This window comes from Saccharopolyspora sp. NPDC045839 (genome assembly GCF_056431645.1).
Map to the genome: position 1 here is coordinate 563,507 of NZ_JBWKKH010000002.1, position 20,162 is coordinate 583,668.

Genomic DNA, 20,162 nt, shown 5'->3' on the forward strand with positions numbered 1-20,162 from the left:
CGGACGTTTCCCGATGATCGAACCGAACACCACCACCACGACCTCACGCACTCCGGACGGGCCACCATCGTTCGCACGACCGGGCTGATCGGTCCAGAGCAGAAAGTCACGGCGGTCGAAGCCGAGCGGTTGCGCCGCTTCGAGAGCGAAGCCCTTCAGTCGCCGAAGGCCGGGGGGCGCTTCTCCAGGAACGCCCGCATCCGCTCGCCCGCGTCCGCGGTCTGCGAGGTCGCCGCCATCACCTCGGTGGCGATCGCGTACGCGTCGGCCTCCGGCCGGTCCAGCTGCGCGTAGATGGTCTGCTTGCCGACCGCCTTGGCGTGCCGGCTGCCGCGGGTGGCCCGGGTCAGCAGCGCCTCGACGGCCGCGTCCAGCTCCGCGTCGGGCACCACCTGGTTCACCAGGCCCCACCGCTCGGCGGTCGCGGCGTCGACCAGGTCGCCGGTCAGCGCCATCTCCATCAGCCGCTTCCGGCCGATCGAGCGAGCCACCGGCACCGCCGGGGTGTGGCAGAACCAGCCGCCCTTGCCACCGGGCAGCGCGAACCCGGCCGACTCGGCGGCGACCGCCAGATCGCAGGTGGCCACCAGCTGGCAGCCGGCCGCGACCGCCGGGCCGTGCACCCGCGCGATCACCACTTGCGGGACCGCGTGGATGGTGCGCATCAGCGACTCGCACAGGCGCAGCAGCTCGCGCATCCCGGCCAGGTCCCGGTCGGCCATGTCGCCGAAGTCGTGCCCGGAGCTGAACACCGGGCCCGCGCCCGCCAGCACGATCCCGGTCGCCTTCGTCTCGGCGGCCGCCTCGAAGGCCCGGCGCAGCTCGGCGAGGTGCCCCGCCGACAGCGAATTGCGGGTCTCGGGGCGGTTCATGGTGATCCGGACGGTCGCACCGTCCTGTTCGGTCAGCAGGTGCTGGTACTCCGGGTTGCTCATCGATGCTCCAGGGAACTCGACTCCGTCGTCGTTCTCCCGAGCCTCGCACAGCGAACACCGCCGCGGCACCCACTTGGCGGGGCGGCCGCAGAATGGGTCCATGTCGGGTTTCGAGACGGACCGGCGCACGCCGCCGGGGTTGCCGCAGACCGCCGACCGCGCCCTGCAGGTGCTGCTGGCCTTCGACCGGGCGAGGCCGGAGTGGGGTGTCACCGAGGTCGCCACCGAGTTCGGCCTGCACACCTCGATCGCGCAGCGGCTGCTGGCGACGCTCGCGCACCGCGGTTTCCTGGTTCAGGACACCGCGAACCGCCGGTACCGGATCGGCCCGGCCGCGCTGCACCTCGGCCGGATGTGGGACCAGGCCGGCGCCCTCGACATCCTGGTGCGGCCGCTGCTCGCCGAGCTCGCCGAGGCGACCGGGCACAGCGCCCTGCTGGCGCTGCCGGACAGCGCGCACATGCGCTGCGTCGTGGTCGCGGAAGGCGCCGACGGCAGGCTGCGGGACTACCCGCTGACCAACGAGCTCTACCCGGCGCACGCCGGCGCCACGAGCAAGTCCTTCTACGCGTTCCTGCCCGACGAGCAGCGGTCGCGGATCTTCACCGACCGGCCGCTGGCCCGCTTCACCGACCGCACGGTGACCGACCTGGCCGAGCTGGAGGCGCAGTTCGCCGAGGTCCGGGCGAACGGCTGGGCCTACACCGTCGGCGAGTACGACCTCGGCGTGGCGACCCTCGCGGTGCCGGTCTTCCTGCGCGACGAGCCCTACGGGAGCGTGAGCGTCGGCTGGCTGTCCGGGCAGTACCGGCACGACCCCACCGAGTGGGTGGAGTTGCTGCGCGAGGTCAGCTCCCGCGTCAGCCTCCGTTTGACCAGGCCGATCCCCCAGCGGCATCGGCGCGGCCGGTTGTGATCGGCGGCCGGATGTGATCGGCTTCCCCCACGCGGGTGAGAGGCGGCGTGTGGGGGCCGGGTAGGGTCTCGTCGGCGCCGGGGGCCGGACAGGAGGCTGATCTCATGAATCGCAAGGCCGTGATCGTGATCGTGGTGCTCCTGGTCGTCGTCTGCGGCTCGCTGCTGGTGCGCGACCCGGTCGGGGCGGCCGACGTGGTCCGGGGCGGCTTCGACATGCTGGTGTCGGGGATCAGCGCCATGGTCAACTCGCTGACCACCTTCCTCCAGCACCTCTTCGCCGGCAGCTGACCGGCCGGGCCCCGTGCGGCGGCCGACAATTCATTCACCAACTGTGCTGCCAGATACTTATCAACCCATCGTCATCCGTGTTGGGCGAAAACATCGCCATGATTCATTTCCGGCACCTGAAGAAGCGAACAGCAATATAAAAGGATCGCACCCAATACCCACTTGCCCAACACCGGAAACGGGCTCTGGAAAACGCTAGGGACCAAATACCCGGATCCCTGCGGGCACCGCCGGAAGCCGCGCCGCAAAGACGAAAAAATCCGTCCGGCCAATGCGAAAGTCGGCTTGTCCTCCCCGGGTCGACCGCTTAGGGTGGGAACCGGTCACATCGAGGAAAGAGCCGGCCGAGGTCAGTGCCAATTGACATCGGCTACTGGGGAAGACCGACTCACCGGCGAAGTGGCCCGGCGCGGGGAAAAGATTTCCGGCCGGACCGCATGCCATAAAGCTCCCATCGGGCGTACGTTCGATCCAGGGCCCAGATCGAGCTGCCCGGATGGCATGCGGATGACTGGAATTCCCAAGCGCTGCGTGCAAGCGCGTGTCGGATCGCACGGTTCGGCACGCGACGTGCATCGATTCCGGAAATGGTGATGGGAATGCAGATCAAGGATTCGTTCAGGTTCGACCGGTTCCGCAGCAACTGGGGCTGGGGCGGCGGCCGTGGCTGGGGCTGGGGCGGTTGGGGCTCCGGCTGGGGCTGGGGCGGCTGGGGCTCCGGCTGGGGCTGGGGCGGCTGGGGCGGCTGGTGGGGCGGCTGGGGCTGCTAGTGACCCCTGACGTCCACTGGACCGTTTCGTCATCGCGTAGCTCCCACCCCGCGGGGGTGGGAGCTACGCCCGTGCATGGGGGGTGAGGATTTGCCGGGCTTGGTGAACTGGCTGTTCCGGCCGGCCGACCGGGACACTGAAGGACTCGTCGAGCGCGCGCCGACGGTGCGGCTGCGAGAAGTCTTCCGCCGCTTCTGGCCGGATGCGCGGCAGTACCGCGGCTGGCTGCTGCTCAGCCTGGTGCTGGTGCTGGTGGCGCCGCTGCTGGACGCCGCCGCGATCTGGCTGTTCAAGGTGCTCATCGACGACGTGCTCACCCCGCGCAACTTCTCCCTCTTCCCCGCCATCGCCGCGGCGTACGCGGTGATCACGCTGGTCTCCGGCGCGCTGGACTTCTGCGGGCAGTACCTGGCGACGTGGATCGGCGAGAACTTCCTGAACAAGTTGCGCACCAAGGTCTTCGCCCACCTGCACACGCTGTCGGTCGGGTTCTTCGACCGCAGGCGCATCGGCGACACGCTGTCCCGGCTCACCGGCGACGTGGCCGCCATCGAGGGCCTGGTGCTCTCCGGCGTCGCGCAGACCTTCGCCTCGGTGGTGAAGGTCCTGCTGTTCGCCGGCGTGCTGTTCTACCTCGACTGGCTGCTGGCCCTGGTGTCCCTGGTCGGGGCGCCGCTGTTCTGGTTCGTCGCCAAGTTCTTCGCGCGGCGGATCCGGGAGGCCTCCCGCGAGGTCCGCGGCCGCAGCGGCTCGATCGCCACCGTCGCCGAGGAGAGCCTCGGCAACGCGCCGCTGATCCAGGCCTACGGTCGGGAGCAGTCGGAGATCGACCGCTTCGCCAGGCAGAGCCGCGGCAACGTCGCCGCCGCGCTGTCGTCCGTGCGGGTCGGCGCGCTGTTCTCCCCGCTCGTCGACGTGCTGGAGGTCATCGGCGTGATGGCGATCCTCGGCGTCGGCATCTACGAGCTGTCGGCGGACCGGATCACCCTCGGCGGCCTGCTGGTGTTCCTGGTCTACCTGTCCCAGCTCTACACCCCGGTCCGCAGCCTCGGCCAGCTGTCCAACACCGTCTTCGCCGCCGCCGCCAGCGCCGAGCGCATCATCGACCTGCTCGACCAGCGCCCACTGGTGCAGAACCCGGCGCACCCGATCCCGCTGCCGCGGCGGGTCACCGGCCGCCTGGAGGTCGACCGGGTCACCTTCCGCTACCCCGACACCGCCGCCGATGTGCTGCACGGGGTGAGCTTCTGCGCCCTTCCCGGCCAGACCACCGCCGTGGTCGGCGCCAGCGGCGCGGGCAAGTCGACCCTCACCAAACTGCTGCTGCGGTTCTACGACCCCACCCACGGCCGGATCCTGCTGGACGGCACCGACGTGCGGGCAGTGGACATTGCCGCGCTGCGCGCCAACATCGCGATCGTGCTGCAGGAAACGCTGCTGCTGGACGGCACCATCGCGGACAACATCCTGGCCGGGCGCCCGGACGCCAGCCGCGAACGGCTCGTCGAAGCGGCCGAAGCGGCCGACGCGCACGAGTTCATCCAGCGGCTGCCGGAGGGCTACGACACCCGCGTCGGGCAACGCGGCCGGCTGCTCTCCGGCGGCCAGCGGCAGCGCATCGCGATCGCGCGCGCGATGATCCGCGACGCCCCGATCCTGCTGCTGGACGAGCCCACCACGAGCCTGGACGCCGAAGCCTCGCGGCGGATCCTCGCGCCGCTGCGGCGCCTCATGGCCGGCCGCACCACCATCGTGATCTCGCACAACCTGCTCACGGTGCGCGACGCCCAGCAGATCATCTACCTCGACCGGGGAAGGATCACCGAGGCCGGCACCCACCACGAGCTGCTGGCCAACAACAACGGCTACGCCCACCTCTACCGGCTGCACCACCCGGAGACTCCGGCCGGGCCGGAAGCACCGGCCCGGCCGGACGGCCGACTGCCCAACAACTAGCGCCAGGACTCGCCGCGACGCCGGGCGCGCAACCAGCGCTGCCCGACGCCGGCGAGCCGCTTCCCCTTGCGCACCAACAGGTTCTGGTTGATCAGGTGCTGCTGGTACCGCCACGGCGGCTGCACGCTGTGGCGGCCGGCCATCGCGAAGGTGAAGTCGACCGCACCGCGGTCGGCGTAGCGGTCGAGGTTCTCGAACCACGCCATGCTGGTGCGCGCGGCGGTCTGCGCCAGGCGCAGCTGGGCGTGGCCCTCCTCGTCGAACTCCTTCAACGCGGCGGTCGTGTCGCCGTGGTCGAACAGGTACTGCGCGAGCACGATCGCGTCCAGCATCGCCAGCCGGGTACCGGAGCCGATGGTGAAGTGCGTGGTGTGCGCGGCATCGCCGATCAGCACCATGTTCTCGTGCAGCCAGGTCTGGTTGTAGACCTGGGTGAACCGCTGCCACACCGCGGGTTTCCCGCGGGACTGGCTGATCAGCGAGCCGCCCCGCAGCTGGCCCGCGAAGATCCGCTCCAGCAGCCCGACGGTGTCCTCCGGGCCCATCTGGTCCAGGCCCAGTCGTCGCCAGGTGGTGTCCTGGCATTCGACGATGAAGGTGCTGATGCCGGCGCTGGAGGGGTAGGCGTGGAACCAGATCCAGCCCTCGGGTGTTTCTTCGAAGTCGAAGGTGAACATGTCGAACACCCGGTCCGTGCCCAGCCAGATGTACGGGTTCCGGCCGTGGTCGACCTGGGTGCCGAACTCCTCGGCGTAGCGCTGCCGGGTGCGGCTGTTCGCGCCGTCGGCGACCACGATCAGGTCGGCGTCGGCGAACTCCGACAGGTCTTCCGCGGCGTGCTCGTACCGGACGTCCACGCCCAGCTGGGCTGCCCGCTCGGCGAGTATCTCCAGCAGCGGCGCTCGGTTCACGCTGTAGCCGTATCCCCCGAGATATGCCTTGTCCTGGCCGCGCAGAGCGACGACCTGCTCCTGCCACAGCGTCGAGGCGGCGCGGATCCGCTCCGCGCTCTCCCGGTCGTTGCGGTACAGGGTGTCCAGCAGGTTCTCCCAGTACACGACGCCCCAGCCGTAGGTGGCTCCAGGCGGGTCCCGTTCGATCACGGTGATGTCGTGTCCGGCGTCCCGCATTTTGGCCGAAATGGCGAAGTACAGACCGGCGGGGCCGGCTCCGATGCACACAATTCTCACAGCACGACCTCCTGCTAACAGGCGGGCAGCTGCGCAGGCGCACCGGGAGGCACGCCGTTGTCCGCGTGACGCCCTCGTTGTACACCGCCGCCGGGTTGGTCGCACGCCCACGTGGTGTGTCGCGGCACCGCGCGCCGCTACTCCCCCAGGCCCGTGCGCACCGCGGACGAGACCTCCTCCAGGTCGCCGTCCTCCCGCAGCGCCAGTGCTCCCGTGATCAGCCCCACCACCTGGCTCATGCTGTGCTCGCGGGGCGTCACCACGCCGACCCGGCGGCCGAGCCGGTGCACGTGGATCCGGTCCGCGATCTCGAAGACGTGCGGCATGTTGTGGCTGATCAGGACCACCGGCAGGCCGCGCTGCCGGATCCGGTCGATCAGCGCCAGCACCTTCCCCGACTCCGCCACGCCGAGCGCCGCCGTCGGCTCGTCCATGATCACCGCCTTGGTGCCGAAGGCGGCCGCCCGGGCCACCGCGACGCCCTGCCGCTGCCCGCCCGACAGCGTTTCCACGGGCTGCGCGATCGACTTCACCGCGATGCCCAGCTCGTCCAGCACCCGCTGCGCCTCGGCCCGCATCCAGCCCTGGTCGACCTTCCGGAACAGCTTCCCGAGCAGCCCCGGGTGCCGCTTCTCCCGCGCCAGGAACATGTTGGACGCGATGTCCTGCGCCGGGGCCAGCGCCAGGTCCTGGTACACCGTCTCGATGCCGTAGCGGCGGGCGTCCAGCGGCCCGCGGAAGTGCACCACCTCGCCGTCCACCCGGATCTCGCCCGCGTCCGGGATCAGCGCCCCCGACAGCGCCTTGATCAGGCTCGACTTGCCCGCGCCGTTGTCGCCGACGACGGCCAGCACCTCGCCGGGCCGGACCTCGAAGTCCGCGCCGTCGATGGCGGTCACCCGGCCGTAGCGCTTGACCAGGCCGCGGGCGGAGAGCGTGGGCACCATCAGCCGTTCCTCCTCGTCACCCGGTCCACCACGACCGCCGCGATCACCAGGGCACCGGTGGCGACGTCCTGGTAGAGCGCGTCGACGCCCAGCTGCGTCAGCCCAGAACGCAGGACCGCGACGATCAGCGCCCCCATCAGCGTGCCCAGCACCGATCCCCGGCCGCCGAACAGGCTCGTGCCGCCGAGCACCACCGCGGTGATCGAGTCGAGGTTGCCCAGCTGGTAGGCGTTCGGGTCGGCGTTGGGCACCCGGCCGAGCGCCTGCCAGGCGGCCAGCCCGAAGATCACCCCGGCGACCACGTACACCGACAGCAGCGTGCGGTTGACCTTGATCCCGGCGAGCCGGGCCGATTCCGGCGCGTTGCCGACGGCGTAGACGTGCTTGCCCCAGGCGGTCCTGGTCAGCGCGTACCAGACCCCCAGGTACAGCAGCAGTGCCAGCGTCATGCCGTAGGTGATCTCGATGCCGCCGAAGAGGTAGCGGCGGGTGCCGAGCCAGGTCAGCAGCGCGTCGCCGGTCGGCACCGCCTCGCCGTCGGCGACCAGCTTCGCCACCGCGGTGAGCATCGTGAGCATGCCCAGGGTGACGATGAACGGCGGCAGCCGCACCTGCGTCACCAGCGTTGCGACCACGGCGCCGATGGCCGCGGTGGCCGCGATTCCCAGCAGCAGCGCGACGAATCCTGGCGCGCCGCCCAGCGCCAGCTTGGCCATGATCAGGGTGGCCAGCACCGCGGCCGAGGCGTTGGCCAGGTCGATGCCGCCGGTGAGGATGATCAGCGTCTGGCCGAGCGCGAGGGTGGCGATCACCAGCGACTGCTGCACCACCAGCGACAGGTTGTCCGGGTTCAGGAACGTGTCGGTGAACACCGAGAACACCGCGATGGCGACGAGCAGCGCCAGCCCGGGCCCGACCGCGGGCGCGCGCAGGAGGAACTCCTGCACGCCCGGCCGCTCGCCGGTGTCCGGCGCGCGGAGCGTCGTCACTTGTCGCCCCAGCAGTTCTGCTCGCCCCAGGCGACCGTCTCGCTGCGCACGCCCGGCATCGGGTTGTCGGTGATCACCACGGAGCCGGTGTCGTGGAAGCCGCTGGGCTTCTGCTTCGTCTTGGCGTACTCCACCGCTGCGTCGACGCCCAGTTCCGCCATCTTGCCCGGGAACTGCATCACGGTCGCCCGGATCTGCCCGGCGGCCACGTTCGCCACGCCCTCGCAGCCGCCGTCGATCGACGCCATCACCACCGGCCCCGCCAGCCCGCGCGCCTGCAGCGCCGCATGCGCGCCGCGCGCGGTCGGCTCGTTCATCGTGTAGACGACGTTGATGTCGCTGGTGCGGGCCAGCAGGTTCTCCGCGCCCTGCTGGGCGAGGTTCTGGTCGCCGTTGGCGTTCTGGGTGCCGCGGATCTCCGGCGCGCCTTCGGGCAGGCCGATGCCCGCCAGGAATCCGTTGTGGCGGAGGGTGTTGACCGACGATCCGGCGGTGCCGTCGATCATCAGCAGCTTCGGCGGCGTCGCGCCGAGCGCGGCCTTGGCGTAGGTGCCCTGCTGCCGCCCGGCCTCGAAGTTGTCGGTGGCGAAGGTCGCGTCAACGGCGTCGGCCGGTTCCGTCGCGGTGTCCAGGGCGATGACCAGGATGCCCGCCTGGCGGGCGCGGGCGATGGCGTCCAGCACGCCGGTCGAGGAGTTCGGCGTGATCAGGATCGTGTTCACGCCCTGCTGCACGAAGTTCTCGATCGCCCGCACCTGGCCGTCGTTGTCGCCGTCGAACTGCCCTGCCAGCGCGATGAATTCGGCGCCCCGTGCCTGCGCAGCGGCCTTCGCGGAGTCGCGGAGCTGCACGAAGTACGGGTTGGTGTCGGTCTTGGTGATCAGGCCGATCTTGGCCGTGCCCGCCGGGCTCGCCGATCCGCCGCCCCATTCGCGTTCGGCCGAACACCCCGCCGCGGTCAGCGCCAGCAGTGCGGCCGCGATCGTCAGGCCCCGTTTGAACATGATGCCTCCCCGTCGAGGGCGTGCGTTCAAAGCTCTTTCCGACCGATCAACAACGGCATCGTAGGAACGCGACCATGGCCGGACAAGTCTTTCCCCGGTGGCCACCGGATCGGCCCATTGAGGACGGAAGCGGTGCCCGATTCCTTACGGGTCATTTCGAAATGCGGCGTCGGCCGCATGCGGTGGGGTGAAGAAATCACCTCCTACACTGGCGGCATGGCTGCCCCACCGCGCGGCGTGTTCGTCGGCCTGACCACCCTGGACGTCGTGCACCACGTCGACGCGCGCCCGGCCGCCGACCAGAAGGCCACCGCGGCCGCCCAGTTCGTCGCGGCCGGCGGACCGGCGGCGAACGCGGCGGTGACGTTCGCCGGGGTGGGTGGCGAGGCGGTGCTGGTCACCGCGATCGGCCGCAGCCCGGTCGCGGCGGTCATCCGGGCCGATCTGGCGGCCTGTTCGGTCACCGTCGTCGACGCGGCCGAGGACCGGACCGCGGACGCCCCGGTGTCCGCCGTCGCGGTCACCCGCGGCACCGGCGAGCGCTCGGTCGTCGGCATCGACACCACCGCGTTGCAGGTGCACCGGGCGCCGGACCTGGCCGAACTCGTCGGGGCGGCCGACATCGTCCTGCTCGACGGCCACCACCCGGTGCTCGCCGAAGCGGCCGCCGACGCGGCATCGGCGCCGATCGTGGTGGACGCCGGGCGCTGGAAACCGGCCATGCGGCCGCTGCTGCGACGCGCGGAGGCGGTCATCGCCTCGGCCGACTTCCGGGTGCCGGGCGCACCGACCACCGATGCGACGACCCGAGCCCTCGTCGATCAGGGCGTGCCGACCGTGATCACCACTCACGGCGGCGGCCCGGTGCGGTGGTGGCACGACGGCGATCACGGCGCGGTGCCGCCACCGCGCATCCAGGCGGTCGACACGCTCGGCGCGGGCGATGTCTTCCACGGCGCCTACTGCTTCTTCGCCTGCGAGCCAGGATCGGGCATCCCGGCCAGGATCGAACGCGCCGCGGCGGTCGCCGCGCTGAAGTGCGAGACTCCCGGGCCTCGGGCGTGGCTGCGGCGCCTCCCCGAGCTCCTGCTACGTCGGGGGGAGTAGGCGGAGGTGCGCTCCTGGGACGACCCGCACGGCTCGGACATCGCGGAAACTGCGGGCATGCGCGGGATGAAATCGCTGATCGGGGACGCGGTCCTCGCCGCCCTGGTCACGTTGGTCGGCATCGTCGGCACGCTCGGCGCCGACCGCTGGACCGCGGCCGCGCACCGGCCGGTCGACGCCATCGGCGTGGGTCTGGTGGCCGCCACCGGGCTGGTCCTGGTGCTGCGGCGGCGCCGGCCGGTCGCGACGCTGCTCGTCGCCGCCGCGCTCACCTCGACGTACCTGGTGCTGGGCTACACCTACGGCCCGATCCTGCTGGCGCTGCTGATCGCCGTCTACTCGGTCGCCAGGCACCGCCCGCCGGCGACCTCGGTACCGGCCGCGCTCGCCGCTCTGCTCATGCTGCTGGTCCACATCTTCACCAGCGGCGGGACGCTGCCCGGTCTGTTCGGCGTGATCCCGGGTTCGGCGTGGGTCGTGGTGCCGTTCGCGGTGGGGCTCGCGGTCCGGCTGCAGCGCGAGGCGGCGGCCCGGGCCAGGGCCGAGACGCTGCGCCAGCGCGTCGACGACGAGCGGCTGCGGATCGCGCAGGAGGTGCACGACGTCGTGGGCCACGGGCTGGCCGCGATCAAGATGCAGGCCGATGTCGCGCTGCACGTGCTGCCGAAGAAGCCGGAGCAGGCCGAAGTCGCGCTGGAGGCGATCAGCCGGACGAGCAGCGATGCGCTGGAGGAGCTGCGCGCGACCCTGGCCGTGGTGCGCCGAACCGCCGCGCAGGGCCCGGCGCCGGGGCTGGCCAGGCTCGACGACCTGCGGAAGCGGATGCGCGAGGCCGGCGTCCAGGTCCAGCTCACCACCACCGGCGAGCCGCGCGAGCTGCCCCCCACGGTCGACCTGACCGGCTACCGGATCCTGCAGGAATCGCTGACCAACGTGCTGCGCCACAGCGGCGACAAGCGCGCGTCGGTCACGCTCGACTACGCGGCCGACGCGCTGGTCATCACGGTCACCAACCCGCTCACCGGCTCCCCGGGCGACGGCGGCGGGCTCGGCGTTCCCGGCATGCGGCAGCGGGTCGCGGCGCTGGGCGGCGAGTTCACCGCGGGCCCCACCGGCGACGGACGGTTCGAAGTGCACGCCCGCCTGCCCACCGAAGGACATCCATGATCACCGTGCTGATCGTCGACGACCAGGACCTGGTCCGCATCGGACTGCGCACCCTCCTCGACAACGAGGACGACCTGACCTGCGTCGGCGAGGCCGCGGACGGGCTGGCGGCGGTGGCCGCGGCGCGCGAGCACCGGCCGGACGTGATCCTGATGGACGTGCGGATGGCCGGCGTCGACGGGCTGGAGGCGACCCGGCGGATCACCGCGGACCCGGAGCTGCCGGACACCAAGGTGATCGTGCTGACCACCTTCGAGGTTGACGAGTACGTCTTCGCCGCACTGCGCGGCGGGGCCAGCGGGTTCCTGCTGAAGGACACCAAGCCGGTCGACCTGCTCCGGGCGATCCGGCTGGTGGCCGGCGGTGAGGCGCTGCTCGCGCCGTCGGCGACGCGGAAGCTGGTCCGGGAGTTCGTGTCGATGGCGCCGCGGTCGCGCCGCCCGCACCCGCAGCTGCACACGCTCACCGAGCGGGAGCGCGAGGTGCTCGGCCTGGTCGCGGAGGGCCTGAACAACGAGGAGATCGCGGAGCGCCTGGTGGTCAGCCCGGCGACGGCCCGAACGCACGTCAGCCGGGCGATGATCAAGCTGGGCGCGCGTGATCGCGCCCAGCTCGTCGTCTTCGCCTACCAGTCCGGCCTCGCCGACTAGCGCGTCACCGCCTCCTGCCGCACCGGCGGTCGCGCCGCGGGTTTCCGCGTTCTGCCCCACGGCTTGTAGACGGACAGCACCGTCGCCGCCACCAGCATGATCAGGTGGGCGACGGGCAAGGCGAGCAGGAGCCCGGCCGACCACGGCTGGGCGTCGAAGAACGTGCTCCCGTCCCGCCACTCCAGGGCCGGTACGGCGCGACGCACGTAGCGGTCTTCCAGCTGCACCGCGGTCACGATCACCGCGACGGTCAGCACCAGCTTCGTCACCACCCAGTAGTGCCGCAGCAGGCCCCACCTGGTGCCCAGCGAGAGCACCACGCCGGACAGCAGCGTGGCGATCGCCAGCGGCGGGAACGCCACGTCGACCGCGTCCACCGCCAGGTACAGGCTCTGCGCGCGGGGCGGAGCACCGGTCAGCACGGCGGCCAGGCCGAGCACCAGCTTGGCCGCCGTGACCCCCAGCCACGCGGACGCGACGACGAGGTGCACCGTGGTCCACAACTTGTAGGCGCGCGGCGAAAGCCGGCGCGCACCGCGCTTGGTCGATGCCGGCCGGTTCGACACGATCGCCTCCCGTTGGTCCCACGGCGCCCGGGCGGTCCGAGTGCCGCGCAACCAACCCTGGCCGGGCTCCCCCGCCGGCACATCGGGCCGCAAGCGACTCCTGCCGTACGCCCGTCTGCGTACCCGGTCTGAAACCTGAAAAAAGGAGGTTCGCCGGTGCTGGCGTTGGGGCACACTGTGGCCGTGCTCGTCACCCTCACCACCACGCACCGACCGGCCACCGATCTCGGCTTCCTGCTGCACAAGCATCCGCAGAAGGCGCAGACCTTCCCGGTGGCCGGCGGAACGGCGCACGTCTTCTACCCGGTCGCCGCCGAGGACGAGTGCACCGCCGCGCTGCTGCTGGACGTCGATCCGGTGAACCTGGTGCGCGGCAAGAAGAACGACGCCTTCGCGCTGGCCCAGTACGTCAACGACCGGCCCTACGCCGCGGGCTCGCTGCTCGCCGTGGCGCTGGGTTCGGTGTTCCGGACGGCGCTGAACGGGCGTTGCGATGCGCGGCCGGAGCTGGCGGAGACACCGATTCCGCTGCAGGTCGGGGTTCCCGCGTTGCCGTGCCGGGGCGGTGCCGAGCTGGCCGCGCGGCTGTTCGAGCCGCTGGGCTGGCGGGTCGAGGCCGCACCCGTGCCGCTGGATCCGCTGGTTCCGGGCTGGGGCGACTCCGGTTACGTGGACCTGCGGCTGTCCGGCGAGCTGCGCGTCTCCGCCGCGCTCAAGCACCTCTACGTGCTGATTCCGGTGCTGGACAACGGCAAGCACTACTGGGTCGGCTCGGACGAGGTGGACAAGCTGCTGCGCGCCGGTGACGGCTGGCTGGCAGACCACCCCGAGCGGGAGCTGATCAGCAGCCGGTACCTGGCGCACCGCAAGTCCTACGTGCGCTCGGCCTTGGCGCAGCTGGCCGAGTCCGGCGACGACGAGCTCGACGATGCGATGGCCGAACCGGCGGTGACCGCAACGTCCGAAAGGGACCTGCCGCTCGCCGTGCAGCGCCGCGGAAGCGTGCTGGCCGCGCTCAAGGCGAGCGGGGCGCGGCGCGTGCTCGACCTCGGTTGCGGTGGCGGCGCCCTGCTGCACGACCTGATCCAGGAGCCGTCGTTCACCGAGATCGTCGGCGTGGACGTGTCGGCCCGCGCGCTGGAGGTCGCCGCGCGCCGCTTCGAGCGGCTACCGGAGCGCCAGCGCGAGCGGCTCGCGCTGCGCCAGTCCGCGCTGACCTATGTGGACACCTCCCTCGCCGGATTCGACGCGGCCGTGCTGATGGAGGTCATCGAGCACGTCGACCCGCCCCGGCTGGCCGCGCTGGAGCACGCGGTGTTCGCCGCCGCCCGGCCCGGCACCGTCGTCGTCACCACCCCGAACGTGGAGTACAACGTGCGTTTCGAGAACCTGCCCGCCGGTGCGTTCCGGCATGCCGACCACCGCTTCGAGTGGACGCGGCCGCAATTCCGGCAGTGGGCCTGCGGCGTGGCCGACCGGCACGGCTACGCGGTCGAGCACCTGCCCGTCGGGCCGGAGGATCCCCAGGCCGGGGCGCCGACGCAGCTGGCGGTGTTCACCAGGACGGCGGTGGCGTGATGCGGCTGTCCATTCCGGACATGGCGCTGGTGGTGCTGATCGGCGCCTCCGGCTCGGGGAAGTCCACCTTCGCGCGCACCCACTTCGCGCCGACGCAGGTGCTCTCCAGCGACTACTTCCGCGGTCTCGTCGCCGACGACGAATCCGACCAGTCGGCCAGCGCGGACGCCTTCGACGCGCTGCACTACGTCGCGGGCAAGCGGCTGGCGGCCGGGCGGATCACGGTCATCGACGCCACCAACGTCCAGCGCAGCCCCCGGTCCGCGTTGATCGAGCTGGCGCGGAAGCACCACGTGCTGCCGGTCGCCATCGTGCTCGACATGCCCGAGTCGGTGTGCCTGGAGCGCAACGCGGCCCGCCCCGACCGGGATTTCGGCGCGCCGGTCGTCCGGCGGCACCGCGCCGAACTCCGCCGGTCGCTGAAGTCGTTGCAGCGCGAGGGTTTCCGGCGCGTGCACGTGCTGCGCAGCGTCGAGGAGGTGGTGGCGGCCACCGTCGGGATCGAGCCGCTGCTCAACGACAAGCGCGCCGAAACCGGGCCGTTCGACGTGATCGGCGACGTGCACGGCTGCCGGGCCGAGCTGGAGGAGCTGCTCGAATCCCTCGGTTACGCCATCGAGCGCGATGACGAGCAGCGCGCCATCGGCGCCGCGCACCCGGAAGGCCGGCGCGCGGTGTTCGTCGGCGACCTGGTCGATCGCGGCCCGGACACCCCCGGCGTGCTCCGCCTGGTGATGGGGATGGCCGAGGCCGGGACCGCGCTGGTGGTGTGCGGCAACCACGAGCAGAAGTTCGTCCGCGCGTTGCGCGGCCGCAACGTCAAGATCGCGCACGGCCTGGCCGAGTCGCTGGCGCAGCTGTCGGCCGAGCCCGCGGAGTTCCGCAAGCAGGCGGAGGAGTTCTGCGACGGCCTGGTGGCCCACTACGTGCTCGACGGCGGCAAGCTCGTGGTCGCCCACGCCGGGCTGCCCGAGCACTTCCACGGCCGAGCGTCGGGAACCGTGCGCAGCTTCGCGCTGTTCGGCGAGACCACCGGCGAGATCGACGAGTTCGGGCTGCCGGTGCGCTACCCGTGGGCCAACGACTACCGGGGCAAGGCGATGGTGCTCTACGGCCACACGCCGATGCCCGAGGCGGAGTGGGTGAACGGCACGATGTGCCTGGACACCGGTTGCGTCTTCGGCGGCAAGCTCACGGCGCTGCGCTATCCGGAGCGCGAGGTCGTCTCGGTTCGGGCGCACCACGTCTGGTACGAGCCGAAGCGCCCGCTGCTGCCGCCCGAGGAGCTGCCCCCGGCGGCGGATTCGGTGTCGCGGCGGGAGCCGCACGTGCTCAACCTCGACGACGTCGCGGGCCGTCGGTCGGTGGAAACCCGGCACCACGGGCGGATCGCCGTCCAGCCCGAGCGGGCGGCCGCGGCCCTGGAGGTGATGAGCCGCTTCGCGATCGACCCGCGGTGGCTGCTGTACCTGCCGCCGACCATGGCCCCGGTGGCCACCTCGAACCGCCCCGACGTGCTGGAGCACCCCGAAGACGCCTTCGCGGGCTACCGCGCGGCCGGTGTGCAGGACGTGCTGTGCGAGGAGAAGCACATGGGCTCGCGAGCGATCGTGCTGGTGTGCCGGGATTCTTCGACGGGCGCGACCAGGTTCGGCATCGACGGTCCGGGCGCGGTGCACACCCGCACCGGGCGGCCGTTCTTCGCGCCGGACCAGACCGAGGAGCTGCTCGACCGCGTCCGCGCGGCGGCGGCTTCGGCCGGGTTGTGGGAGGAGCTGTCGACGGACTGGCTGCTCCTGGACACCGAGCTCATGCCCTGGAGCGCGAAGGCGCGCGGCCTGATCATGGACCAGTACGCCGCGGTAGGCGCTGCGGCGTCGGCGGCGTTGCCCAGCGCCGTGGAGATCCTGGCCGCCGCGTCGCAACGCGGCGTGGACGTCGCCGAGCTGCACGCCAAAACCGTTGCGCGGGCGGCGAATGCCGACGCGTACCGCGAGGCGTACCGCCGGTACTGCTGGCCGACCGAGGGGCTGACCGGTGTGCGGCTCGCGCCGTTCCAGGTGCTGGCCACCGAGGGCCGGACCTACCACGACCGCGAGCACGGCTGGCACCTTTCGGTGGCGGACCGGCTCGCCGGCGCCGACCCGGAGCTGTTCGCCACGACCCGCAGGCTCGCCGTGGACACCACCGACCCGGGTTCGACGGCGGCGGGCGTCGCGTGGTGGGAGGAGCTGACCGGCGACGGCGGCGAAGGCATGGTGGTCAAGCCGGCGGCGAACCTCACCAGGGGGCAGCGCGGTCTGGCGCAGCCGGGCGTGAAGGTGCGCGGGCGCGAGTACCTGCGGATCATCTACGGGCCCGACTACACCGAGGCGGCGAACCTGGAGCGCCTCCGCCGGCGGGCCCTCGGCCGCAAGCGCGGCCTCGCCACCCGCGAGTACGCGCTCGGCCTGGAGGGCCTGGAGCGGGTCGCGAGGGGCGAGCCGCTGTGGCGGGTGCACGAGTGCATTTTCGCCGTGCTGGCCCTGGAATCCGAGCCCGTCGACCCGCGGCTGTGAGCCGGTCACGCCCCGGGCGGCCACCCGACGCGCATCGCCGCGGCCGAGCCGTGGCCCGCGGTCCGATCCGCGATCACTGGCCGATCGGGACGAACTTCGACCAGGCGGTCTCGCTGAGCTTGGTCTTGCCGTCCCAGAGCTCGACCTTGAACCGGACCTTGCCCTTCTCGCTCAGGTCCAGGTTGCAGTCGACCGGCGGCCCTTCGGCGGTGTTGTCGTCCTTGCACTCGTCCTTGCGGCCGTAGTCGGTCTCCGACAGCGTCTTGACCCACATGCCGTCTTTGCTGGTGTCGTGCGCGAAGAGGTGGTCGCCGACCGCCTCGAAGCAGCCGGTGCCACGCTCGGCTCCCTCGTAGCTGATCGACTGGCACCACTTCGTCTGCACCGGACTCGGCGGCGGCGTCTCCGGGTCCTCCGCCGGCTCCTGGGTTTCCGGCGCCGACGTCGCGGGGTCCTGCACCGGCGGCGGGGCGGGCGCGGAAGACGGCGGCGGGGGCGGGGGCGCGCTGGACGTCGGCAGCGCCGAGGTCTGCACCGCGCTCGTTTCCGGCAGCAGCGGCGACGGGACGCCGACCGGAATCGCCTGGCCCGGCTCGTTGTTCATCGTGGTCGCGAAGGCCGCCACCCCGGCCACGGCCGCGACCACGCCGACCCCGGCCAGGGCGTACACCCAGCGCGCGCCGCCCTTGCGCTTCGGCGCCGCAGGCAGCGCGGCGAACTGCGGCGGGACCGCCGTGACGCTGGTCAGCGCCTGCCGGGCCGCCCTCGCCAGCTCGCCCGCGCTGTCGAAGCGGTCGGCCGGGTTCTTCGCCATGCCGCGCGTGACGATCTGGTCGAACTCGTGCGGGAGATCGTTGCGGACGCCGGTCGGCACCGGCGGCGCGTGGTTGAGGTGCGCGTTGATCAGCGACGCCGCGGTGTCCCCGGCGAACGGCTTCGCCCCGGTCAGGCACTGGTACAGCACGCAGGCCAGCGAGTACACGTCCACCCGGTGGTCGACCGGGCCGTCGTCGAACCGCTCCGGCGCCATGTAGGCGAGCGTGCCGACGGTGTAGCCGGTGGAGGTCAGCGTCGCGGAGGCGCGCAGCGACGCGGCGATGCCGAAGTCGACGAGGTAGGCGAACCCGCTGTGGCTGACCAGGATGTTGGACGGCTTGACGTCGCGGTGCACCAGGCCTTCCTGGTGCGCGGCGTCCAGCGCCTCCGCGACCTGCTCCAGCACCGCCACCGCGTCCGCCGGCCGCATCGGGCCGTGCGCGGCGAGCAACGACCCGACGTCGCTGCCCTCCACCAGGCGCATGTCGAGGTAGAGCCGGCCGTCGATCTCGCCGTAGGCGTGGATCGGGATCACGTGCGGCTCCCGCAGCCGGCCGGCCGCGTGCGCCTCCCGCTTGAACCGCTCGCGGAACTCCTCGTCGGCGGCGAGGTTCTCGGCCAGGAGCTTGAGTGCGACCACGCGGTCGTGACGGGTGTCGTACGCGCGGAGGATCTCGCCCATCCCACCCCGCGCGATCAAGCCATCCACCCGGTAAGGGCCGAACTGCCACTTCACGGTGCGTAACTCCTCAAGACCGACATCGGCCGTCATCCTATTGGGTGAGTCACAACGGCGCCGAACACCCCGAGTGCCGCACCCTACCGCGACCTACGGAAGCGATCCGGTCACCCGGTGCCGCCGATGAAGTTTCCGCTACGAACCGACCCCGACCGGTGCGCCGGGCGACCCCGGACTGCTACAAGAAGTGGATCATGTTCGACCACCCGGCTGCGGAAAGGACCGGTCCACCGATGTCGACCGACGGGACGAACGCACGCAAGATCGATCGAGGCGAATCCGAGGGCGGCTGCCCGGTCAGCCGCGGTTCCGACGGCGTCTGGACGATCCGGGGCTACGCCGCGGCGCGCACCGCGCTGCGCAGCACCGACACCGTTCAGGCCGGTCTCGGGGTGGAGACGGTCGAGAAGATGCCCGCCAAGGTCCGGCGCCCGGTGCTGTACCGGGACGGCCCGGAGCACCGCGAGCACCGGCGCCAGACCGCCAAGTACTTCACGCCGCGCCGGGTGGACGAGAGCTACCGGGAGCTGATGGAGCGGGTGGCGGACGCCCAGCTCGACAAGCTCCGCGGCGCCCGGCAGGCGCAGTTGTCGGACCTGAGCTTCAACCTCGCCATCGACGTGGCGTGCGCGGTGATCGGGCTGACCGAGAGCCGCCCCGGCCTCCAGCACCGGCTGGAGCGGTTCTTCCCGGAGGAGTTCGGCGAACCGGGCTTCACCAGCCTCAACGGGCTCTACTGGATTTGGCGGCAGGCCACCAACTGGTCCGGGATCTACTTCGGCGACGTCCGGCCCGCCGTCCGCGCGCGCCGCAAGCAGCGCCGCGACGACCTGATCTCGCACCTGCTGGACGAGGGCTGCTCGTCGGCCGAGATCCTCGGCGAGTGCATCACGTTCGCCGCCGCGGGCATGGTCACCACCCGCGAGTTCGTCAACCTCGCCGCGTGGCACCTGTTCACCGACGAACCGCTGCTGGACCGCTACCGCGCCGCCGATGAACCCGAGCGGCTCGCGATCCTGCACGAGCTGCTGCGCCTGGAACCGGTCGTCGGTCACCTCAGGCGGCGCACCACGGCACCGATCGAGCTGCCGGCGGAGAACGACGAGACGGTCACCGTGCCGACCGGCGAGGTGATCGACATCCAGGTCAGCGCGACGAATGCCGACCCGAGCGCGATGGGCGACCAGCCGCTCGCCGTGTGCCCCGCCCGTCCCCTCAACGACGCCTCCGCACCGGGACTGTCCTTCGGGGACGGTGCGCACAAGTGCCCCGGCGCGAACATCGCGATCATGGAGACCGACGTCTTCCTCAAGAAGCTGTTCGCCGTCCCCGGCGTGCACATGAAGAAGGAGCCGCGCGTCTCGTTCAACGACGCGATCGGCGGCTACGAACTGCGCGACATGGTCGTGGCGATCCCCAACCCGTAGCGGCCGCCGTACCAGAACGGGCGCCCCGCACGATCTGCCTTCGCGCGACGCGTTCTGCGTCATCGAGGGGTGCCATCGACCGAGTCGCTCGGTCGATGGCACCCCTCGCGCTATCCGGAGCGTCCCGGATCAGGATTCCGGTGCGTCGCTCCCGGTGGGAACGGCGATCGGCCGCAGCCGGGCCCACACCACGAGCGCGGCGGCGAACACGAGCATGCCGATGCCCGAGTAGAGGTTGATGTTGATGCCGCCGGACTTGGTGATCTCGTCCGCGCCGTCGGTCGCGCCGACAACGACCAGCACCGCGCCGAAGATGCCGAACAGCAGCGCGATCACCGCCCGGATGTCGAAGGCACCCACGGTGCCCGAGGTCTTCGCCATGTCAGTTCCTTTCAGCCGAAGATGATGTTGAGGGCGATGATCAGGACCAGCGCGATCCCCGCCAGCAGCCCCGGGCGGCGGTACCAGCCGGCGTCCTCACCACTGGTCGAAGCCCGCAAACTGGCCCGCGGCGTCAACCCGTACACCAACCCCACCAACTCCGCCTCCGGCTTCGG

Annotated in this window: 18 protein-coding genes; 10 read left to right on the forward strand and 8 right to left on the reverse strand. The window is 71.6% G+C overall.

The features are described 5' to 3' along the window. Window positions 1–155: 155 nt before the first annotated feature. Window positions 156–935 (reverse strand): enoyl-CoA hydratase-related protein, encoded by a 780-nt coding sequence (locus tag AC07EQ_RS05600; RefSeq protein WP_478386720.1) that lies wholly within the window; start codon window positions 933–935, stop codon window positions 156–158. Window positions 936–1,035: 100 nt separating this feature from the next. Here AC07EQ_RS05600 and AC07EQ_RS05605 point away from each other — a divergent pair, with 100 nt between their 5' ends. The 4 genes from AC07EQ_RS05605 (at window position 1,036) to AC07EQ_RS05620 (ending at window position 4,867) form a co-directional block, all read left to right on the forward strand. Continuing rightward, the gene (locus tag AC07EQ_RS05605) at window positions 1,036–1,851 is read left to right on the forward strand and encodes an IclR family transcriptional regulator (protein ID WP_478386721.1); all 816 of its coding nucleotides are present in this window, start codon (window positions 1,036–1,038) and stop codon (window positions 1,849–1,851) included. Between the two features lie 104 nt (window positions 1,852–1,955). Then, the gene (locus AC07EQ_RS05610; protein ID WP_478386722.1) at window positions 1,956–2,141 is read left to right on the forward strand and encodes a hypothetical protein; all 186 of its coding nucleotides are present in this window, start codon (window positions 1,956–1,958) and stop codon (window positions 2,139–2,141) included. A gap of 599 nt (window positions 2,142–2,740) precedes the next feature. Continuing rightward, window positions 2,741–2,911: a hypothetical protein gene (locus tag AC07EQ_RS05615; protein WP_478386723.1), complete on the forward strand. Its 171-nt coding sequence runs from the start codon at window positions 2,741–2,743 to the stop codon at window positions 2,909–2,911. Between the two features lie 75 nt (window positions 2,912–2,986). After that, window positions 2,987–4,867 (forward strand): ABC transporter ATP-binding protein, encoded by a 1,881-nt coding sequence (locus AC07EQ_RS05620; RefSeq protein WP_478386724.1) that lies wholly within the window; start codon window positions 2,987–2,989, stop codon window positions 4,865–4,867. Here the strand turns inward: AC07EQ_RS05620 and AC07EQ_RS05625 are convergent. The 4 genes from AC07EQ_RS05625 to AC07EQ_RS05640 all read right to left on the reverse strand — a co-directional run bounded on the left by AC07EQ_RS05625 (window position 4,864) and on the right by AC07EQ_RS05640 (window position 8,997). Beyond that, window positions 4,864–6,057 (reverse strand): FAD-dependent monooxygenase, encoded by a 1,194-nt coding sequence (locus AC07EQ_RS05625; protein ID WP_478386725.1) that lies wholly within the window; start codon window positions 6,055–6,057, stop codon window positions 4,864–4,866. The genes AC07EQ_RS05620 and AC07EQ_RS05625 overlap by 4 nt on opposite strands. Window positions 6,058–6,194: 137 nt before the next feature. Next, window positions 6,195–7,004 (reverse strand): ATP-binding cassette domain-containing protein, encoded by an 810-nt coding sequence (locus tag AC07EQ_RS05630; RefSeq protein WP_478386726.1) that lies wholly within the window; start codon window positions 7,002–7,004, stop codon window positions 6,195–6,197. Further along, window positions 7,004–7,993, reverse strand: a complete 990-nt coding sequence (locus tag AC07EQ_RS05635) for an ABC transporter permease (protein WP_478386727.1) — start codon at window positions 7,991–7,993, stop codon at window positions 7,004–7,006. Before AC07EQ_RS05635 ends, AC07EQ_RS05630 begins: the two co-directional genes overlap by 1 nt. After that, a complete protein-coding gene (locus AC07EQ_RS05640) occupies window positions 7,990–8,997 on the reverse strand; it encodes a substrate-binding domain-containing protein (RefSeq protein WP_478386728.1) in 1,008 nt (335 codons plus the stop codon). The genes AC07EQ_RS05635 and AC07EQ_RS05640 overlap by 4 nt, the downstream gene beginning before the upstream one ends. A 216-nt stretch (window positions 8,998–9,213) precedes the next feature. On the opposite strand from AC07EQ_RS05640, the gene AC07EQ_RS05645 reads away from it, so the two are divergent. The 3 genes from AC07EQ_RS05645 to AC07EQ_RS05655 are packed head-to-tail and all read left to right on the forward strand — an operon-like array spanning window position 9,214 to window position 11,921. Then, window positions 9,214–10,104, forward strand: coding sequence for a PfkB family carbohydrate kinase (locus AC07EQ_RS05645; RefSeq protein WP_478386729.1), 891 nt, complete (start codon window positions 9,214–9,216; stop codon window positions 10,102–10,104). 6 nt (window positions 10,105–10,110) lie between these two features. Further along, complete coding sequence (locus AC07EQ_RS05650) at window positions 10,111–11,271, forward strand: sensor histidine kinase (protein ID WP_478386730.1); 1,161 nt, start codon at window positions 10,111–10,113, stop codon at window positions 11,269–11,271. Continuing rightward, the gene (locus tag AC07EQ_RS05655; RefSeq protein ID WP_478386731.1) at window positions 11,268–11,921 is read left to right on the forward strand and encodes a response regulator; all 654 of its coding nucleotides are present in this window, start codon (window positions 11,268–11,270) and stop codon (window positions 11,919–11,921) included. The genes AC07EQ_RS05650 and AC07EQ_RS05655 overlap by 4 nt, the downstream gene beginning before the upstream one ends. On the opposite strand, the gene AC07EQ_RS05660 is transcribed toward AC07EQ_RS05655, so the two are convergent. Next, complete coding sequence (locus AC07EQ_RS05660) at window positions 11,918–12,487, reverse strand: hypothetical protein (protein WP_478386732.1); 570 nt, start codon at window positions 12,485–12,487, stop codon at window positions 11,918–11,920. The two genes, AC07EQ_RS05655 and AC07EQ_RS05660, sit on opposite strands and share 4 nt — an antisense overlap. 183 nt (window positions 12,488–12,670) lie before the next feature. On the opposite strand from AC07EQ_RS05660, the gene AC07EQ_RS05665 reads away from it, so the two are divergent. Together AC07EQ_RS05665 and AC07EQ_RS05670 are read left to right on the forward strand one after the other, a co-directional pair. Then, the gene (locus AC07EQ_RS05665) at window positions 12,671–14,065 is read left to right on the forward strand and encodes a 3' terminal RNA ribose 2'-O-methyltransferase Hen1 (protein WP_478386755.1); all 1,395 of its coding nucleotides are present in this window, start codon (window positions 12,671–12,673) and stop codon (window positions 14,063–14,065) included. Continuing rightward, window positions 14,065–16,623 (forward strand): polynucleotide kinase-phosphatase, encoded by a 2,559-nt coding sequence (locus tag AC07EQ_RS05670; RefSeq protein WP_478386733.1) that lies wholly within the window; start codon window positions 14,065–14,067, stop codon window positions 16,621–16,623. Before AC07EQ_RS05665 ends, AC07EQ_RS05670 begins: the two co-directional genes overlap by 1 nt. Before the next feature lie 73 nt (window positions 16,624–16,696). On the opposite strand, the gene AC07EQ_RS05675 is transcribed toward AC07EQ_RS05670, so the two are convergent. Then, window positions 16,697–18,175: a serine/threonine-protein kinase gene (locus AC07EQ_RS05675; protein ID WP_478386734.1), complete on the reverse strand. Its 1,479-nt coding sequence runs from the start codon at window positions 18,173–18,175 to the stop codon at window positions 16,697–16,699. A 158-nt stretch (window positions 18,176–18,333) separates the two neighbouring features. Between AC07EQ_RS05675 and AC07EQ_RS05680 the strand changes: the two genes are divergently transcribed. Then, window positions 18,334–19,605 carry a cytochrome P450 gene (locus AC07EQ_RS05680; protein WP_478386735.1) on the forward strand — a complete coding sequence of 424 codons (1,272 nt, stop codon included), beginning with the start codon at window positions 18,334–18,336 and terminating at the stop codon, window positions 19,603–19,605. Window positions 19,606–19,734: 129 nt separating this feature from the next. Here AC07EQ_RS05680 and AC07EQ_RS05685 read toward each other — a convergent pair whose 3' ends face one another. Then, entirely contained in the window at window positions 19,735–19,986 is a 252-nt protein-coding gene (locus AC07EQ_RS05685) for a hypothetical protein (protein WP_478386736.1), read from the reverse strand. Window positions 19,987–20,162 lie beyond the last annotated feature (176 nt).

Excerpts from the sequence above, each read along its gene's own strand:
- AC07EQ_RS05600 (WP_478386720.1), bottom strand. The coding sequence starts at position 935 with ATGAGCAACCCGGAGTACCAGCACCTGCTGACCGAACAGGACGGTGCG.
- AC07EQ_RS05605 (WP_478386721.1), top strand. The coding sequence starts at position 1,036 with ATGTCGGGTTTCGAGACGGACCGGCGCACGCCGCCGGGGTTGCCGCAG.
- AC07EQ_RS05610 (WP_478386722.1), top strand. The coding sequence starts at position 1,956 with ATGAATCGCAAGGCCGTGATCGTGATCGTGGTGCTCCTGGTCGTCGTC.
- AC07EQ_RS05615 (WP_478386723.1), top strand. The coding sequence starts at position 2,741 with ATGCAGATCAAGGATTCGTTCAGGTTCGACCGGTTCCGCAGCAACTGG.
- AC07EQ_RS05620 (WP_478386724.1), top strand. The coding sequence starts at position 2,987 with ATGGGGGGTGAGGATTTGCCGGGCTTGGTGAACTGGCTGTTCCGGCCG.
- AC07EQ_RS05630 (WP_478386726.1), bottom strand. The coding sequence starts at position 7,004 with ATGGTGCCCACGCTCTCCGCCCGCGGCCTGGTCAAGCGCTACGGCCGG.
- AC07EQ_RS05640 (WP_478386728.1), bottom strand. The coding sequence starts at position 8,997 with ATGTTCAAACGGGGCCTGACGATCGCGGCCGCACTGCTGGCGCTGACC.
- AC07EQ_RS05645 (WP_478386729.1), top strand. The coding sequence starts at position 9,214 with ATGGCTGCCCCACCGCGCGGCGTGTTCGTCGGCCTGACCACCCTGGAC.
- AC07EQ_RS05655 (WP_478386731.1), top strand. The coding sequence starts at position 11,268 with ATGATCACCGTGCTGATCGTCGACGACCAGGACCTGGTCCGCATCGGA.
- AC07EQ_RS05670 (WP_478386733.1), top strand. The coding sequence starts at position 14,065 with ATGCGGCTGTCCATTCCGGACATGGCGCTGGTGGTGCTGATCGGCGCC.
- AC07EQ_RS05685 (WP_478386736.1), bottom strand. The coding sequence starts at position 19,986 with ATGGCGAAGACCTCGGGCACCGTGGGTGCCTTCGACATCCGGGCGGTG.